This is a genomic window from Erwinia sp. MMLR14_017, from assembly GCF_033657285.1.
Taxonomy (GTDB): Bacteria; Pseudomonadota; Gammaproteobacteria; order Enterobacterales; family Enterobacteriaceae; genus Erwinia.
On the sequence record NZ_JAWVWP010000002.1, the window covers coordinates 454,074 to 470,690 of the forward strand.

12 protein-coding genes and 1 pseudogene are annotated in these 16,617 nt (G+C 54.4%); 10 read left to right on the top strand and 3 right to left on the bottom strand.

Translation table 11 applies throughout. From position 1 onward, the window contains the following. The first annotated feature begins 11 nt into the window (after nt 1–11). From glgC to glgP, 3 genes are all read left to right on the top strand, one after another. Nucleotides 12–1,298, top strand: coding sequence for a glucose-1-phosphate adenylyltransferase (gene glgC, locus SD961_RS05130; RefSeq protein WP_318789308.1), 1,287 nt, complete (start codon nt 12–14; stop codon nt 1,296–1,298). 82 nt (nt 1,299–1,380) lie between these two features. Continuing rightward, nucleotides 1,381–2,814, top strand: a complete 1,434-nt coding sequence (gene glgA / locus SD961_RS05135; protein ID WP_318789309.1) for a glycogen synthase GlgA — start codon at nt 1,381–1,383, stop codon at nt 2,812–2,814. Between the two features lie 19 nt (nt 2,815–2,833). Further along, a complete protein-coding gene (gene glgP / locus SD961_RS05140) occupies nt 2,834–5,281 on the top strand; it encodes a glycogen phosphorylase (RefSeq protein WP_318789310.1) in 2,448 nt (815 codons plus the stop codon). Nucleotides 5,282–5,467: 186 nt separating this feature from the next. Here the strand turns inward: glgP and glpD are convergent, their stop codons facing one another. Then, a complete protein-coding gene (gene glpD / locus SD961_RS05145) occupies nt 5,468–6,976 on the bottom strand; it encodes a glycerol-3-phosphate dehydrogenase (RefSeq protein WP_318789311.1) in 1,509 nt (502 codons plus the stop codon). Between the two features lie 227 nt (nt 6,977–7,203). Here glpD and glpE point away from each other — a divergent pair, with 227 nt between their 5' ends. The 5 genes and pseudogenes from glpE to malQ form a co-directional block, all read left to right on the top strand. Beyond that, nucleotides 7,204–7,533, top strand: coding sequence for a thiosulfate sulfurtransferase GlpE (gene glpE / locus SD961_RS05150; protein ID WP_318789312.1), 330 nt, complete (start codon nt 7,204–7,206; stop codon nt 7,531–7,533). Between the two features lie 68 nt (nt 7,534–7,601). Next, nucleotides 7,602–8,420 carry a rhomboid family intramembrane serine protease GlpG gene (gene glpG / locus SD961_RS05155; RefSeq protein ID WP_318789405.1) on the top strand — a complete coding sequence of 273 codons (819 nt, stop codon included), beginning with the start codon at nt 7,602–7,604 and terminating at the stop codon, nt 8,418–8,420. A gap of 38 nt (nt 8,421–8,458) precedes the next feature. Further along, nucleotides 8,459–9,217 (top strand): DeoR/GlpR family transcriptional regulator, encoded by a 759-nt coding sequence (locus tag SD961_RS05160; RefSeq protein ID WP_318789313.1) that lies wholly within the window; start codon nt 8,459–8,461, stop codon nt 9,215–9,217. Between the two features lie 187 nt (nt 9,218–9,404). Further along, nucleotides 9,405–11,804 (top strand): maltodextrin phosphorylase, encoded by a 2,400-nt coding sequence (gene malP / locus SD961_RS05165; protein WP_318789314.1) that lies wholly within the window; start codon nt 9,405–9,407, stop codon nt 11,802–11,804. Between the two features lie 9 nt (nt 11,805–11,813). Then, nucleotides 11,814–13,901, top strand: a pseudogene (gene malQ, locus SD961_RS05170) (4-alpha-glucanotransferase); the annotation flags it as partial. A gap of 141 nt (nt 13,902–14,042) precedes the next feature. Here malQ and nfuA read toward each other — a convergent pair. Further along, the gene (gene nfuA / locus SD961_RS05175; protein WP_318789315.1) at nt 14,043–14,618 is read right to left on the bottom strand and encodes a Fe-S biogenesis protein NfuA; all 576 of its coding nucleotides are present in this window, start codon (nt 14,616–14,618) and stop codon (nt 14,043–14,045) included. 58 nt (nt 14,619–14,676) lie between these two features. Further along, nucleotides 14,677–15,360: a DNA utilization protein GntX gene (gene gntX, locus SD961_RS05180; RefSeq protein WP_318789316.1), complete on the bottom strand. Its 684-nt coding sequence runs from the start codon at nt 15,358–15,360 to the stop codon at nt 14,677–14,679. A 34-nt stretch (nt 15,361–15,394) separates the two neighbouring features. Here gntX and bioH point away from each other — a divergent pair, with 34 nt between their 5' ends. Both bioH and SD961_RS05190 read left to right on the top strand, forming a co-directional pair. Next, nucleotides 15,395–16,171: a pimeloyl-ACP methyl ester esterase BioH gene (gene bioH / locus SD961_RS05185; RefSeq protein WP_318789317.1), complete on the top strand. Its 777-nt coding sequence runs from the start codon at nt 15,395–15,397 to the stop codon at nt 16,169–16,171. A 164-nt stretch (nt 16,172–16,335) separates the two neighbouring features. Beyond that, complete coding sequence (locus SD961_RS05190) at nt 16,336–16,605, top strand: DUF1471 domain-containing protein (protein ID WP_318789318.1); 270 nt, start codon at nt 16,336–16,338, stop codon at nt 16,603–16,605. Nucleotides 16,606–16,617 lie beyond the last annotated feature (12 nt).

Below are 16,617 nucleotides of genomic sequence, written 5' to 3' on the forward strand. Positions count from 1 at the left end.
AGGAGTCAGACATGGTCATTGAGAAGAACGATCCCCTGATGCTGGCAAGACAATTGCCAACACAAACTGTAGCCCTGATCCTCGCGGGTGGACGTGGTACCAGGTTAAAAGACCTGACCGCTAAACGTGCAAAACCCGCCGTTCACTTTGGCGGAAAGTTTCGTATTATCGATTTTGCGCTGTCGAACTGTCTGAACTCCGGGATCCGTCGGATCGCGGTGATCACACAGTATCAGTCGCATACGCTGGTTCAGCATATCCAGCGTGGCTGGTCATTTCTGAATGAAGAGATGAATGAGTTTGTTGATTTACTGCCTGCGCAGCAGCGGCTCTCTACCGAGCACTGGTATCGCGGCACGGCGGATGCGGTTACCCAGAATCTGGATATTATTCGCCGCTATCAGGCGAAATATATCGTGATCCTGGCGGGCGACCATATCTATAAAATGGACTATTCCCGGATGCTGCTCGACCACGTTGAAAACGAGGCCAAGTGCACCATCGCCTGCCTGCCAGTACCCCTCGCTGAAGCGAGCGCTTTTGGCGTAATGGCGGTCAGTGATGAAAACAAGGTGGTGGAGTTTCTGGAAAAACCGGCTGAACCGCCGCATATGCCTGGCGATCCTGGTCAGGCGCTGGCGAGTATGGGCGTCTATGCTTTCACTGCCGACTATCTCTACGAGCTGTTAGAGGAAGATCTTAAAAATCCGGAATCCAATCACGATTTTGGCAAGGACATCCTGCCAAAAATTGTGGCTACCGGAGAAGCTCTGGCGCACTCCTTCAGTATCTCCTGCGTGCAAAACGACGAAACGTCGCCGCCTTACTGGCGCGATGTCGGGACGCTGGAGGCTTACTGGAAAGCCAATCTTGATCTGGCTTCCGTGACGCCAGAGTTAGATATGTATGACCGCGACTGGCCGATCCGCACGCATATGGAGCCGCTACCGCCGGCAAAATTTGTTCAGGATCGTTCAGGCAGTCATGGCATGACCATGAATTCACTGGTGTCGGGCGGCTGCATTATTTCCGGCTCGGTGGTAGTGAATTCAGTACTGTTTTCCCGCGTACGAATTAATTCTTTCTGCAATATCGAGTCTTCTGTTCTCTCGCCGGATGTTGTCGTGGGGCGATCCTGTCGCCTGCGCCGCTGCGTAATCGACCGCGCCTGCGAACTGCCTGAAGGAACGGTAATCGGGGAGAACCCGGATGACGACGCGCGACGCTTTTACCGTTCAGAAGAGGGGATAGTGTTGGTAACACGATCCATGCTGGCCAAATTAGGCTGGCGAAATTAACAAATTATCACCCTATTTGGTTAGTTCAGGCACAGGTATTTGATGCGGAGGACCGCGTCAGCACAAGGTAAAGGAGCCGATAATGCAGGTTTTACATGTCTGTTCAGAAATTTTCCCGCTATTAAAAACTGGCGGGCTTGCTGATGTTGTTGGGGCATTACCGGCGGCGCAAATTGCAGAAGGCATTGATACCAGAGTCCTGCTTCCGGCGTTTCCTGATTTGAAAAAGGGGATCCCCGATACGCAGATCGTGGCAACGCTGCAAACGTTCGCTGGCCCGGTAGATCTGCTCTTTGGGCAATACGATGGCGTGGGTATCTACCTGATAGACGCCCCGGAACTCTATGACAGACCCGGCAGCCCCTATCACGATGAGTCGCAGTTCGCTTATACGGATAACTATCTCCGTTTTGCCTTACTGGGCTGGATGGGGTGTGAGCTTGCCTGTGGGGCAGATCCACACTGGCGGCCGGAAGTAGTGCATGCGCATGACTGGCATGCCGGTCTTGCTTGCGCCTATCTGGCGGCAAGAGGAAGGCCAGCAAAATCGGTGTTCACCGTGCATAACCTGGCCTACCAGGGGCTGTTCGCTGCGAAACATCTGGAAGAGATTCAGCTTCCGCCGTCGTTTTTCAGCATGTACGGGTTGGAATTCTTTAACCAGATTTCCTACCTGAAGGCGGGCTTGTTCTATGCCGACCATGTCACGGCAGTAAGCCCAACCTACGCCCGTGAAATCACCCTGCCGGAGTTTGGTTACGGCATGGAGGATTTGCTGCGGCAGCGGCAGTTGGAAGGGACGCTGACCGGCATACTTAACGGCGTGGACCCCGCTATCTGGGACCCGGCGCACGATCTCCTGCTGAACGCGCGTTACGACCGTGACGTGCTGGATGCCAAAATAGAGAACAAGCGTCAGCTGCAAATTACTATGGGCCTGAAGATTGATGACAAGGTACCGGTCTTTGCGGTGGTCAGCCGCCTCACCAGGCAGAAAGGGTTGGATCTGGTGCTGGAAGCGTTGCCTGGCCTGCTGGAGCAGGGCGGACAGCTGGTTCTGCTGGGCGCCGGAGATGCGGTACTTCAGCAAGGATTCCTGGCGGCGGCGGCGGAATATCCAGGACAAGTGGGCGTACAGATCGGCTATCACGAGGCCTTCTCACACCGCATCATGGGGGGCGCGGATGTCATTATGGTGCCAAGCCGCTTTGAACCCTGCGGCCTGACGCAGCTGTACGGCCTGAAATATGGCACGCTGCCGCTGGTCAGACGCACCGGTGGTCTGGCAGATACGGTTAACGACAGCTCGCTGGAAAACCTGGCTGACGGCATCGCAAGCGGATTTGTCTTTGAGGACAGCAACGCCTGGTCACTGCTAAGAGCGATCCGGCGTACCTTCGTTCTCTGGTCCCGTCCTTCACTCTGGCGCTATGTTCAGCGTCAGGCGATGGGGATGGATTTTAGCTGGCAGGTGGCGGCCGTAGCCTACCGCGATCTCTATCAACGACTGCTGTAATGGATATGGGACAAATGATATGAAAGCACCTTTCACCTATACCGCACCTACACTCAGCGTTGAGGCGTTGAAACACTCTATCGCTTATAAACTGATGTTTACCATAGGAAAAGATCCTTCCATTGCCAACAAACATGAGTGGCTTAACGCCACGCTGCTGGCAGTGCGTGACAGGATGGTGGAGCGTTGGCTGCGATCGAACAGGGCGCAGCTTTCTCAGGATGTCCGCCAGGTTTATTATCTGTCGATGGAGTTTCTGGTAGGCAGAACGCTCTCTAACGCGCTGCTGGCGATGGGCATTTATGAAGATGCTCAGGCAGCGCTGGATGAGATGGGCTTTAATCTTGAAGAGCTGATTGAAGAAGAGAGCGATCCGGGATTAGGCAATGGCGGATTAGGACGTCTGGCAGCCTGTTTCCTTGACTCCCTGGCGACCTTAGGTTTGCCGGGACGCGGCTACGGTATCCGCTATGATTACGGCATGTTCAAGCAGAACATTGTTGAGGGTCGCCAGGCGGAGTCGCCGGACTACTGGCTGGAGTATGGTAACCCGTGGGAGTTCCAGCGTTTCAATACCCGCTACAAAGTGCGTTTTGGCGGACGAATTCAGGTGGAAGGTAGCCGTTCCCGCTGGCTGGAAACGGAAGAAGTGCAGGCGATGGCCTACGACCAGATCATCCCCGGTTTCGATACTGATGCCACCAACACCTTACGGTTGTGGTCGGCGCAGGCCAGTAATGAGATCAATCTGGGTAAATTCAATCAGGGCGACTACTTTGCGGCTGTGGAAGACAAGAACCACTCTGAAAACGTTTCCCGCGTTCTCTACCCGGATGATTCCACCTATTCCGGACGGGAACTGCGGCTGCGTCAGGAGTATTTCCTGGTCTCTGCCACGGTGCAGGACATTCTGAAGCGTCACTGGATGATGCACCAGACCTACGATAATCTGGGCGACAAAATCGCCATTCACCTCAACGACACCCATCCGGTGCTGGCGATCCCGGAGCTGATGCGGCTGCTGATTGACGAGCATAAATTCAGCTGGGACGATGCGTTTGAAGTGACCTGTCAGGTGTTCTCCTACACTAACCATACGCTGATGCAGGAGGCGCTTGAAACCTGGCCGGTGGATATGATCGGCAAAATTTTGCCGCGTCATCTGCAGATTATTTTTGATATCAACGACTACTTCCTGAAAACCATCCAGGATTACTATCCGGACGACTGGGATTTACAGTCGCGTATTTCCATCATTGATGAAAATAATGGCCGGAAAATTCGTATGGCCTGGCTGGCGGTCATTGTCAGTCATAAAGTCAATGGCGTTTCTGAACTGCACTCCAATCTGATGGTGCAGTCGCTGTTTGCGGACTTCGCCGCGCTCTTCCCTGGCCGCTTCTGCAACAAGACCAACGGCGTTACCCCGCGTCGCTGGCTGGCGCTGGCTAACCCTTCCTTATCTGGCGTACTGGATGAAGCGATAGGACGCAACTGGCGTACCGAGTTAGGGCAGCTTGATGAGCTTAAACAGCACATCGATTACCCCAGCTTCCTCGCCCAAATCAGTGAGTCCAAGCTGCACAACAAAAAGCGGCTGGCCGAGTATATCGCGCAGAAAATGGATGTGGTTATCGATCCCAATGCGCTGTTCGACGTGCAGATCAAACGTATTCATGAGTACAAACGTCAGCTGCTCAATGTGCTGCATGTCATCACGCGCTATAACCGCATCAAGGCCGATCCGGAAGCGGACTGGGTGCCCCGCGTCAACATCTTCGCCGGTAAGGCGGCTTCGGCTTATTACATGGCGAAGCACATCATTCATTTGATCAATGATGTGGCGAATGTGATCAATAACGATCCGCAGGTGAAAAATAAGCTGAAGGTGGTCTTTATCCCCAACTACAGCGTCAGCCTGGCGCAGATCATTATCCCGGCAGCCGATCTCTCTGAACAGATCTCGCTGGCCGGTACTGAAGCTTCCGGCACCAGTAACATGAAGTTTGCCCTGAACGGCGCGCTGACTATCGGCACGCTGGATGGTGCAAACGTCGAGATGCTGGAGCATGTGGGCGAGGAAAATATCTTTATCTTCGGCAATACCACGCCACAGGTAGAGGAGTTGCGCAAGACCGGTTACAGCGCACATAAATTTTATGAGCAGGACGCCGAATTGCATCAGGCCCTGACGCAGATAGGCACCGGTGCCTTCAGCCCGCAGGAGCCTGGCCGCTACCGTAATATCTTTGATTCGCTGGTGAATCTGGGTGACCACTATCAGCTGCTGGCAGATTACCGCAGCTATGTGGATACGCAGGACAAGGTAGATGAGCTCTATCGCCGTCCGGATGAATGGACGCGTAAAGCGCTGTTGAATATTGCCAATATGGGCTATTTCTCTTCTGACCGTACGATTCAGGAATATGCGGACGAGATTTGGGGCATTAAACCGATTCGCCTGTAGCAGACGGAAAGATAAAAGGGGGACGGAAATAAATTCCGCCCCCCTTTTTTACCGCTATTTCAACCTGAGAGCAGGCTCTCTCCCTGCATGGGAGCGAACCCTGGCTGCCGAAGCTTACTGCTTATGCACCCTGACGGGAGCATTCTGGCCTGCCATCATTCACCGGCTCAGTGCAGACTCAGGCTTTCAGGAAGCCAGCGACAGCGCCGGTTTTTTGCCGTGCTCTGCCAGCCATTCGCCGACGCGGGCGCGCTGCTCATCACTCAGGAAAATACCGTTTTTGGTACGACGCCACAGCGCATCATCCTGCTCGCGCACCCATTCGTTCTCTACCAGGTAACGCAGCTCAGCTTCATAGAAATGATGGCCGAACAGCTCGCCTAAATCTTCCAGGCTTTTCGCTTCGCTCAGCAGCTTCTCGGTATTGCTGCCATAGGTGCGGGCGTAATGGCGCGCCATTGAGTCAGTAATGAAAGGATAGCGGCGGCGCAGGCTTGCAGCATAATCCTCTCGCGTACCGGCAATGTCTCCGCCTGGCAGAACGCAGGTTTTGGTCCATGCCGGGCCAGCGTTCGGATAATACTTCGACAGTTTCTCCAGCGCATGTTCTGCCAGCTTACGATACGTGGTGAGCTTGCCACCAAATACAGAGAGCAGAGGAGCCTGACCATTATCGTCACGCACGTCGAGCGTATAGTCACGGGTAATAGCCTGCGGTGAATCGGACTCATCATCACACAGCGGACGCACGCCAGAGTAGGACCAGACAATATCCTCTTTGCTCAGCGTCTTTTTAAAGTGACCATTGAACACTTTTAACAGGTATTCGGTCTCGCTATCGTCAATGTGAACGTTTTTCGGATCGCCTTTATATTCTACATCGGTGGTGCCGATGATAGAGAACTCATCCATCCACGGGATCACAAACACAATGCGGTTATCTTCGTTCTGCAGAATATAAGCCTGCTTCTCCGTATGCACACGGGGAACTACAATATGGCTGCCTTTGATCAGACGGATGCCGTAAGGCGATTTCAGCTTCAGGCCTTCATCAAACAACTGCTTAACCCACGGGCCGGCGGCGTTCACCAGACCTTTGGCCCGCCAGGTGAAAGTTTTACCGGTATCGATATCTTCCGCTTCCACCGTCCACAGACCATTTTCACGCCAGGCGCGGGTCACTTTAGTGCGGGTACGCACTTCACCGCCGCGCTTTTCAACTTCCTGGGCATTAAGCACCACCAGGCGGGCATCGTCTACCCAGCAATCTGAATATTCGAAACCGCGCACAATTTCTGGCTTAAGGGCTGAATCTGAGCCAAAACGCAAGCTCTTGCTGCCGGGCAGGCTGGTACGCTTGCCCAGATGGTCATACATAAACAGACCCACGCGGATCATCCATGCCGGGCGCAGATGCGGGCGGTGCGGCAGTCGGAAGCGCATAGGAAAAGCGATGTGAGGCGCCATCTTCAGCAGCACCTCGCGCTCGGCCAGCGCTTCGCTGACCAGGCGGAATTCATAATGTTCCAGGTAGCGCAGGCCACCGTGGATCAGCTTTGAGCTGGCAGAAGAGGTGGCGCACGCCAAATCCTTCGCTTCCAGCATCAGCACAGACAGGCCGCGTCCTGCAGCGTCAGCCGCAATGCCAGCGCCGTTGATACCGCCGCCGATTACGATCAAGTCTTTGGTTTCCACGTCATCTCCTCCGATGTTCGGAATAGTTCTTTAATGTTCGTTTTCGAGCATAATAATAATCGTAAACGCACATTGATGCCAGCGTTAACCGAATAAAAACATTTATGCGTGATGCAGGTAACATAATTTGCCTGAGAAAAGCACATTAGCCTTACAGCTTTCTGGGTTATTCCCGGCTTTCTTCGCGGTACAATAGCGAGATACAGCCTGATATTAACGAGGATCCCATGGAACAATTTGAGTGCATTAACGTGCAGCAGGCGCAGGCACAGTTGAGCGAAAATAATGCGCTGCTGGTGGATATTCGCGACCCGCAAAGCTATGCCGCAGGTCATGCCAGCGGAGCGTTTCATCTTACTAACACCTCCCTGCACAGCTTTATCGAACAGGCTGATCTTACCCGCCCGGTGCTGGTGATGTGTTACCACGGCAACAGCAGTAAAGGCGCGGCGCAGTATTTGCTGACCCAGGGTTTTGACCAGGCTTACAGCATTGATGGCGGCTACGATGCCTGGCGGCTGGCGTTCCCGCAGCAGGTTGATGCCGCTGCGCTTTAACTGTACCCGTTGAAACAGTGCGGTATACTGTTCTTTCGTTTTAATAACAGAGACTTTCGACGGCGATGATGCGCATCACTGAATTCTCCAACCCCCGCATGGCGCAAGCCTTTGTGGACTATATGGCTACCCGTGGCATCCTGCTTCGCGTGGAGCATGATAACCACTATACGGTTTGGCTGGATGATGATTCGAAAGTCAATCTGGTCGAAAACGAACTTAACCAGTTTATCCGTGAGCCTAACCATCCACGCTATCAGGCGGCCAGCTGGCACTCCGGCACCACCAGTTCCGGTATCCATTATCAAAGCTCCTCACTGCTGGCGAATATTCGCCAGCGGGCCGGGCCGCTGACGCTTTTGGTGATGGTAGTGTGCATCGCAATTTTTATCCTGATGCAGCTGCTGGGCGACGGCACGGTAATGAGCTGGCTGGCGTGGCCGGATCAGGATCAGCATTTCCAGCTCTGGCGCTGGTTTACCCATGCGTTTCTACACTTCTCCCTTCTGCATATCACCTTTAACCTGCTCTGGTGGTGGTATCTCGGCGGGGTGATCGAGAAACGTCTTGGCAGCGGCAAGCTGTTTGTGATCCTGCTGATTTCTGCGCTGCTCAGCGGCTGGATGCAGGCTAAGTTCAGCGGCGTGCTGTTTGGCGGCTTATCCGGCGCGGTCTATGCGCTGATGGGATACGCCTGGCTGAGAGGGGAAAGAGACCCCGAGAGCGGGATATTCCTTGAACGTGGGCTGATGGCCTTCGCAGTGGTCTGGCTAATCGTTGGCTATATGGGCTGGTTTGGCCTCTCTATCGCTAATGCGGCGCATGTTACCGGCCTGCTGGTTGGGCTGGCTATGGCCTTTGTCGATACCCGTCACATCAGATCCTAGCGCAACGATTTGCAGGGATACCCGTACAGGAGAGTTATGTGAAGCAAACGCAACGTCATGACGCCATTATCGAACTGGTGCGTCGTCAGGGATATGTCAGCACGGAAGAGCTGGTGGAGCATTTTACCGTCAGTCCACAGACTATTCGTCGGGATCTGAATGACCTGGCAGAACAGAATAAAATTCAGCGCCATCACGGCGGCGCGGCCCTGCCCTCCAGCTCTGAAAACACCGCGTGGCAGGATCGTAAAATGATGTGGTCGGCGGAAAAGGCGCGTATTGCCCAGCGTGTTGCCAGCCAGATCCCGGACGGGGCTTCGCTGTTTATTGATATCGGCACCACGCCTGAAGCGGTAGCCCATGCCTTGTTAAACCACAGTAATCTGCGGGTGGTGACTAACAACCTCAACGTTGCCATGCTGCTGATGTCAAAGCCCGACTTCAGCCTGATTGTGGCGGGTGGCGAGGTCAGAACCCGCGACGGCGGCATTATGGGCGAAGCGACGCTGGACTATATCTCCCAGTTCCGCCTGGATTTCGGCATTCTTGGTATCAGCGGTATCGATATGGATGGCTCGCTGCTGGACTTTGACTATCACGAAGTCAGAACCAAGCGCGCCATTATCGAAAACTCACGCTGCGTGATGTTGGTGGCGGACCATTCAAAATTTGGCCGTAACGCGATGGTGAATCTGGGTAATATGAGCCTGATCGATTATCTCTTTACCGATGAGACGCCGCCTCCTGGCGTACTGAAAACCATCGAAGAGCATGAAGTTCATCTGGAGCTGTGCTGACCCCACCTCCTGAGGCAGGCGGCAAGGATGCCGCGCGCGTTTCCGCTTACTCTTTTCCCCACATTCTCTTTATTATCATCCTCATCTTCGCTTTATCTTAATCTCCGGTGAGCATTTTTTTCTGTTCCGGTCTTAACTGTAAGAGTCACCGTCATTAACACGTTGTCTCTGCCAGGAAGGAAGTGGTATGCCCCAACAGAAATTCAGTCAGGCACGTTTTGACGCGGCACTGACGCGTCAGTGGCAGCATCTTGGTCTCTCTTCAGCCAGTGAAATGACACAGCAACAATGGTGGCAGGCGCTCAGCGGAGCGTTAGCCGAAATGCTGGCAGCGCTGCCAGTGGTAAAGCCTGTAAAGAAGCAGCGCCACGTGAATTACATCTCTATGGAGTTCTTAATCGGCAGGCTAACCGGCAATAACCTGCTGAACCTGGGCTGGTATGACGAGGTGAAGGCGAGCCTTGCTCAACACCAGTGCGATCTGAGTGAACTGCTTGAGGAAGAGGTGGACCCTGCTCTCGGTAACGGGGGACTGGGACGCCTTGCAGCCTGCTATCTCGATTCGATGGCCACCGTAGGACAGTCTGCAACCGGCTATGGCCTGAATTATCAGTACGGTTTATTTCGCCAGTCTTTTGAAGAGGGCCAGCAGCATGAAGCGCCCGATGAGTGGCACCGCGACCGCTATCCCTGGTTCCGGCACAATGCTGCGCTGGATGTGAACGTTGGCTTAGGGGGGAAAGTGGTGAAAAACGGTGGTGGCTCTCGCTGGGAACCCGCGTTTACTCTGCGTGGAGAAGCCTGGGATTTGCCCGTTACCGGCTATCGTAATGGCATCACTCAGCCGCTGCGCCTCTGGCAGGCCAGGCACGTCCATCCCTTCGATTTGACTAAATTCAACAACGGCAAATTTCTGAAAGCTGAACAACAGGGCATTGAGGCGGAAAAGCTCACCAAGGTGCTTTACCCCAACGATAATCATCAGGCGGGGAAACAGCTACGCCTGATGCAGCAATATTTCCAGTGCGCCTGTTCGGTGGCCGATATTCTGCGACGGCACCATCTTGCCGGGCGCCCTGTCAGCGAACTGCCAGAATATGAAGTCATTCAGCTGAATGATACGCATCCTACGCTCGCCATCCCTGAGATGCTGCGTATTCTGCTGGATGAGCACCAGCTGAACTGGGATGAAGCCTGGGCAATCACCAGCAAAACCTTTGCCTATACCAACCATACGCTGATGCCGGAAGCGCTTGAGTGCTGGGATCAGCGGCTTTTCCGCAAGCTGTTGCCCCGTCACTTTATGATTGTGAATGAGATCAATCAGCGTTTTAAAAAACTGGTGGATCGGCACTGGCCGGGCGACGAGGAGAAATGGGAAAAGCTGGCCGTGATCTACAACCATCAGGTGCGCATGGCGAACCTCTGTGTGGTCAGCGGCTTTGCGGTCAACGGCGTGGCGGCGCTTCATTCCGATCTGGTAGTAAAGGATCTGTTCCCGGAATATCACCAGCTCTGGCCCGCGAAATTCCACAATGTCACCAACGGCATCACGCCACGCCGCTGGCTGAAACAGTGTAATCCTGCCCTCTCCACGCTGATTGACGACACGTTAAAGGTGGAATGGGTGAACAATCTGGAGGCCCTGAAAGGGCTTGAGCCATTTGCGGATAACCCGGCCTTTCGCCAGCAATACCGGCAAATAAAGCAGGATAACAAGCTACGTCTCGCCAACTACATCAGGCATCTCACCGGTATCGTGGTTAACCCGGATGCGATGTTTGATGTGCAAATCAAACGTCTGCATGAATACAAACGCCAGCATCTGGGGCTGTTGCATATCCTGCACTGTTATAAAGAGCTGCGCGAAAATCCGGAAAAAGAGCGGGTGCCGCGTGTGTTCTTGTTTGGTGCAAAAGCCGCACCCGGCTACTACCTGGCGAAAAACATCATCTATGCCATCAATAAAGTGGCTGAAAAGATCAATAACGATCCGCTGGTGGGCGACAGGCTGAAAGTGGTGTTCATTCCTGATTATCGCATCACGGCGGCGGAGCTGATGATCCCGGCAGCGGATCTCTCTGAACAGATTTCCACGGCAGGCTATGAGGCTTCCGGCACGGGTAACATGAAACTGTCTCTGAACGGGGCATTAACCATCGGCACGATGGATGGCGCGAATGTCGAAATTGCCGAACAGGTAGGTGAAGAGAACATTTTTATTTTTGGTCACTCGGTTTACGACGTGAAAGCGTTAAAGGCTGGCGATTATTCTCCGCAGAAGGTGCGTAAAAAGGATAAACACCTTAACGGCCTGCTGAAAGAGCTGGAAAAAGGGTTCTTCAGCGACGGGGATAAGCATGCGTTCGATTTGATGCTTAACAGCCTGGGCAAAGGTGGCGATCCCTGGCTGGTGCTGGCGGATTTTGCCAGCTATATCGAGGCGCAGCAGAGGGTTGAAGCCCTGTGGCGTGACCAGCAAGCCTGGACGCGCGCCGCGATCCTCAATACGGCGCGCACCGGCGTTTTCAGTTCCGATCGTTCAGTTCGGGATTACCAGCAGCGTATCTGGCAGGCAAAGCGATAAGGAGAGCCGATGGAGAACAAAAAATTTGAGCAGGCGGCAGCGGCAGCGGGCATCGCCACTAAGTACATCAATGCCAGGGGTGAACCGGAAGAGGTCTCGGCTGATATCCGGCAGCGACTGCTGGCGGCCATGTCAAATCAGCGTAGCGCAAAGCCCGGTCCGGTTCCTTTATGCAAAGTGTTCGTTCGCAAACGTTCATTGCAGCTTGATGTGGCAGGAAAGGGGGAATTTCAGTGGCTGCTGAGGCTGGAAGAGGGTCGGGAGTACAGGGGAACAGTCAGCGGAGGCGATGCGATAAAGCTGCCGGCAAATCTGGCCTTTGGTTATCACCAGCTTCAGCTTGAGCAGGGCAAAAAACAGTGGCAATGCAGAGTTATCGTGGCGCCTGCACGGTGTTATGAGCCTGAAGCGCTGCTGGAAGGAAAAAAGCTGTGGGGAGCCTGCGTGCAGCTTTATACCGTGCGCTCAGAGCAGAACTGGGGCATGGGCGATTTTGGCGACCTGAAACGGATGTTGACTGAAGTCGCGAGCCGCGGCGGGGCGTTTATCGGGCTGAATCCCATCCATTCGCTCTATCCAGCCAGCCCGGAAAATGCCAGCCCTTACAGCCCCTCCTCCCGACGCTGGCTTAACGTGCTCTATATAGATGTTGCTGGCGTCCCCGATTTTCAGCAGGGAAAGGCGGCACAACGCTGGTGGCAGCAGAAAAATACGCAAAAATCGCTGGCCAGGGCACGGGAAGCGGAGTGGGTCGATTATAGCCGGGTGGCGGAGCTGAAAATCAACGGGCTGCGCCACGCCTGGCAGCACTTTTCTCAACGGCAGAGTGACGATCCTGCCCGCGTCCACTTTGAGGAGTTTATCACCGAGGGCGGCAGCAGCCTTTACTGGCAGGCGGCTTATGATGCGCTGCATGGCACTATGGTGGCAGATAACCCAGAACGCTGGGGCTGGCCCGTCTGGCCGAAATCCTTGCAGGATGCGCATTCAGAACAGGTGAAGCAGTTCTGCCAGCAGCAGGAGCAGGAAGTGCGCTTCTGGCTCTGGCTGCAGTGGCTGGCAAACCGGCAGTTTGATGAATGCTGGCAGGTAAGCCAGCAGCAGGGTATGCCGATAGGCCTCTATCGCGACCTGGCGGTCGGCGTGGCGGAAGGAGGAGCGGAAACCTGGTGCGATCGGGAGCTTTATTGCCTGAAGGCTTCAGTGGGCGCGCCTCCTGATATTCTCGGTCCGCTGGGGCAAAACTGGGGGCTGCCGCCAATGGATCCTCACGTTATGACCGCCAGGGGCTACCAGCCCTTTATCGATCTTGTCCGCGCAAATATGACCAGCTGCGGGGCATTGCGCATCGATCACGTTATGTCGATGCTGCGGCTCTGGTGGATACCTTACGGGGAAACCGCCAACTTTGGCGCCTATGTCTATTATCCGGTTGAAGATCTGCTGGCCATTCTGGCGCTGGAGAGCCAGCGTAACCAGTGCATGGTGATAGGTGAGGATCTGGGTACCGTGCCAAAAGAGATCGTTGCGCTGTTGCGTAACAGCGGCATTTACTCCTGGAAAGTGCTCTATTTCGAGCAGGAGGGAATGGACAGCTATCGCGCTCCGGCTAAGTGGCCGCGCCAGTCAATGGCCAGCGCTACCACGCACGATCTGCCGACGTTGCGGGGATTCTGGCACGCCGGAGATTTACAACTGGGCGAGCGGTTAGGCTTATACCCGGATAAAACCGTGTTACACAGCCTTTATCAGGATCGCGCCAGGCAGAAACAGGCTCTGCTGAAAGCACTGCATCAGTATGGTTGCCTGTCAGCCAGCAGCGGTAAAAAGGCCAGCGTAATGAAAATGACGTCGGAGCTGAACCGCGGTATGCAGCGGTTTATCGCTGACAGCAGCAGTGCTCTGCTGGGGTTGCAGCCGGAGGACTGGCTGGATATGGAGAAGCCGGTTAACGTGCCGGGCACCACCGATCAGTATCCCAACTGGCGCAGAAAACTGAGTATGACGCTGGAAGCGATGTTTGCCGAGCCGCGCATCAACCGGCTGCTTAAGGATCTCAACCGCAGAAGGAAAGCGGGTAAGAAATCAGGTACGGCAAATCAGCAACTGGCGCAGACGAGTGAGCCGGTTAAGAAAACCGTAAAGGCGGGCCAGTCAAGGGTAAAACAGGAGGGAAAAGCAGAGAAGTCGCGGAGCCGGTAACGCAAACGGGCAGAGGGATCTGCCCGTTGAACCAGCTTAGTAGAAGGAGTGTTCACCGCGCTGATGCTCAGTCAGGTCGCGCACGCCTTTCAGCTCCGGAAACGCTGCCAGCAGCTCTTTCTCGATGCCTTCTTTCAGCGTCACGTCGACCATCGAACAACCGTTACAGCCGCCGCCAAACTGCAGAATGGCATAGCCTTCGTCAGTGATTTCCATCAGCGACACTTTACCGCCGTGGCTGGCAAGCTGTGGGTTAATGGTTGCCTGAAGCTGATACTCAACGCGCTCAATCAGCGGGGCGTCGTCATTTACCTTACGCATTTTGGCGTTCGGTGCCTTCAGCGTCAGCTGCGAACCCAGGTTATCGGTAACGAAATCAATTTCCGCATCTTCCAGATAAGGGGCGCTCAGCTCATCCACATAGGCAGAGAGCTTTTCAAACTTCAGTTCAGTATCTGTGGCTTCAACCGCATCAGGCGGGCAGTAAGAGACGCCACATTCAGCCGTAGGCGTACCCGGATTGATAACGAATACGCGAATTTGTGTGCCATCTTCCTGTTTCGACAGCAGTTTTGCGAAATGCTCTTGCGCAGAATCAGTAATTAGGATCATGGCGATTGCTCAACAGTTAAGACAATTAATCGAATATATTACGCCCATCACCGACGCTCTACAAGGTTCGGCACAGGCTCCATATCTCTACGCTGGCGGCACCTGCAGCCAGCAGAATGCGGCTGATTTCTCCCACGGTGCTGCCGGTGGTGACCACATCATCTATTAAAGCGATATGCAGCCCTTTTACGGCAATTTCAACCCTGAACGCTCCACGTAGATTCTTTCTTCTGGCGGTAGCCAGCAGCAGATGCTGAATCCGGGTCTTTCTCCGCCGGGAAACGCCTGTCGGAGAATAGTGGCACTGCAACCAGTGTGCGAGCTGTCGGGCTACCTCATCCATCTGATTATAGCCCCGTTGCCACGCACGCGTTTTATGCAAGGGTACACAGAGCAACAGGTCTGGTCTGCGCAGGTTGTGCTGCCTGCGGGCTGTTAACCAGCTTAGCAAGAGCAGCCTTGCCAGCATGGCTGAAAGTGCGGTGGCCTGAAAAAACTTCAGGCGCTTAACCCAACTGCTGACGGGAGGCTGCCAGTCGCTGACAAAAATCATCTGCTGCCAGTAAGGCGGTTTTTTCAGGCAGGCACCGCATGCTTTGTCGGCGCTGGCCGAGGCTAAACCGCAGCGTGGGCAGCAAACAGGTAACGCAGGAAGATGGCGCAGGCAGAAGCAACAAAGGCCGTGACTGGCCAGCGCCAGCGGCATCTGACATAGCCAACAGGTAGCGGGCATTGGTAGCATAGCGTCCTCCATGACAAAAACAGGAAAATAACGCATGACACAGCTCTACTGGCAGACAATCGGCACCGGCGATCGCCATCTTGTGATGCTGCACGGCTGGGGATTGAATGCCGGTGTCTGGCAAAGCGTGGTGGAGCGACTCAGCCCGCATTTTTGTCTGCATCTGGTGGATCTGCCTGGCTACGGTCGCAGCCAGGGATTTGCCCCGATGGGCGTTGAACAGATGGTGGCAACCCTGCTGCCGCAGGCGCCTGAAAAAGCGATCTGGCTGGGCTGGTCACTGGGCGGGCTGGTGGCAAGCCAGCTGGCGCTTACCTCGCCACAGCGCGTTGAGGGTCTGATTACCGTGGCTTCCTCACCCTGTTTTGCCGCCACGGAAGGCTGGCCAGGTATCAGGCCTGAGACGCTTGGCAACTTCCAGCAGCAGCTGAGTGAAGACTTTCAGCGAACCGTTGAGCGTTTTCTGGCGCTGCAAACGTTGGGTACGGAGAGCGCCAGACAGGATGCCCGTCTGCTGAAAAGCGTGGTCCTGACCTTGCCTCCGCCTCAGGTTGCAGTACTGCACGCGGGGCTGGAAATATTGCGCACTCTGGATCTGCGTGAAGCGATGCAGCACCTGCAGGTCCCGCTGCTGCGTTTATACGGCGCGCTGGACGGTCTGGTGCCGCGTAAGGTTGCACCGCTGCTGGACACCACCTGGCCTGCAAGCGAATCCGTGGTTATTGAGAAAGCGGCTCATGCCCCGTTTATCTCTCATCCCGCGATCTTCTGTCAGCAACTGATTGATTTCGGCATAAAAATTGGAAGTTAATTTTGCTCAAAACTGGCGAATTATTACTTTCAGGTAATAATTATTGAAGTAAGCAGGATCGCTTACTTTGGTCCCTCTGAGCTGTCCAGGGAGTTGGCTGTGTTCCTCCCTGTCTTCTCATCAAGCGATTGCTTATTCCTAACAACAATACAGGAGTGTCTTTGATGAAAATTTTTAAAACTGTTGCGATTAGCCTGCTGGCAGGCTCGGTCTCTTTTGCAGCCATGGCGGCTAAAGAAGTGACTAAAGAAGAAGTGAAAACGATGAATCTGGAAAAAATCGGCACGGTAACCACCACGGCGGAAACCACCTCGCCAATGGATGCGAAAGCGGCATTGTCGAAACTGGCGGATGAAAAGGGCGGAAAATACTATCTGGTGATTGCCGGTCGTGAACATGGCAAATTTAGTGCAGTAGCAGACGTATATAAATAACCGATCTTCCGC

Coding starts and splice junctions, on each gene's coding strand:
- glgC (WP_318789308.1), top strand. CDS start 12: ATGGTCATTGAGAAGAACGATCCCCTGATGCTGGCAAGACAATTGCCA.
- glgA (WP_318789309.1), top strand. CDS start 1,381: ATGCAGGTTTTACATGTCTGTTCAGAAATTTTCCCGCTATTAAAAACT.
- glgP (WP_318789310.1), top strand. CDS start 2,834: ATGAAAGCACCTTTCACCTATACCGCACCTACACTCAGCGTTGAGGCG.
- glpE (WP_318789312.1), top strand. CDS start 7,204: ATGGAACAATTTGAGTGCATTAACGTGCAGCAGGCGCAGGCACAGTTG.
- glpG (WP_318789405.1), top strand. CDS start 7,602: ATGCGCATCACTGAATTCTCCAACCCCCGCATGGCGCAAGCCTTTGTG.
- malP (WP_318789314.1), top strand. CDS start 9,405: ATGCCCCAACAGAAATTCAGTCAGGCACGTTTTGACGCGGCACTGACG.
- nfuA (WP_318789315.1), bottom strand. CDS start 14,618: ATGATCCTAATTACTGATTCTGCGCAAGAGCATTTCGCAAAACTGCTG.
- gntX (WP_318789316.1), bottom strand. CDS start 15,360: ATGCTACCAATGCCCGCTACCTGTTGGCTATGTCAGATGCCGCTGGCG.
- bioH (WP_318789317.1), top strand. CDS start 15,395: ATGACACAGCTCTACTGGCAGACAATCGGCACCGGCGATCGCCATCTT.
- SD961_RS05190 (WP_318789318.1), top strand. CDS start 16,336: ATGAAAATTTTTAAAACTGTTGCGATTAGCCTGCTGGCAGGCTCGGTC.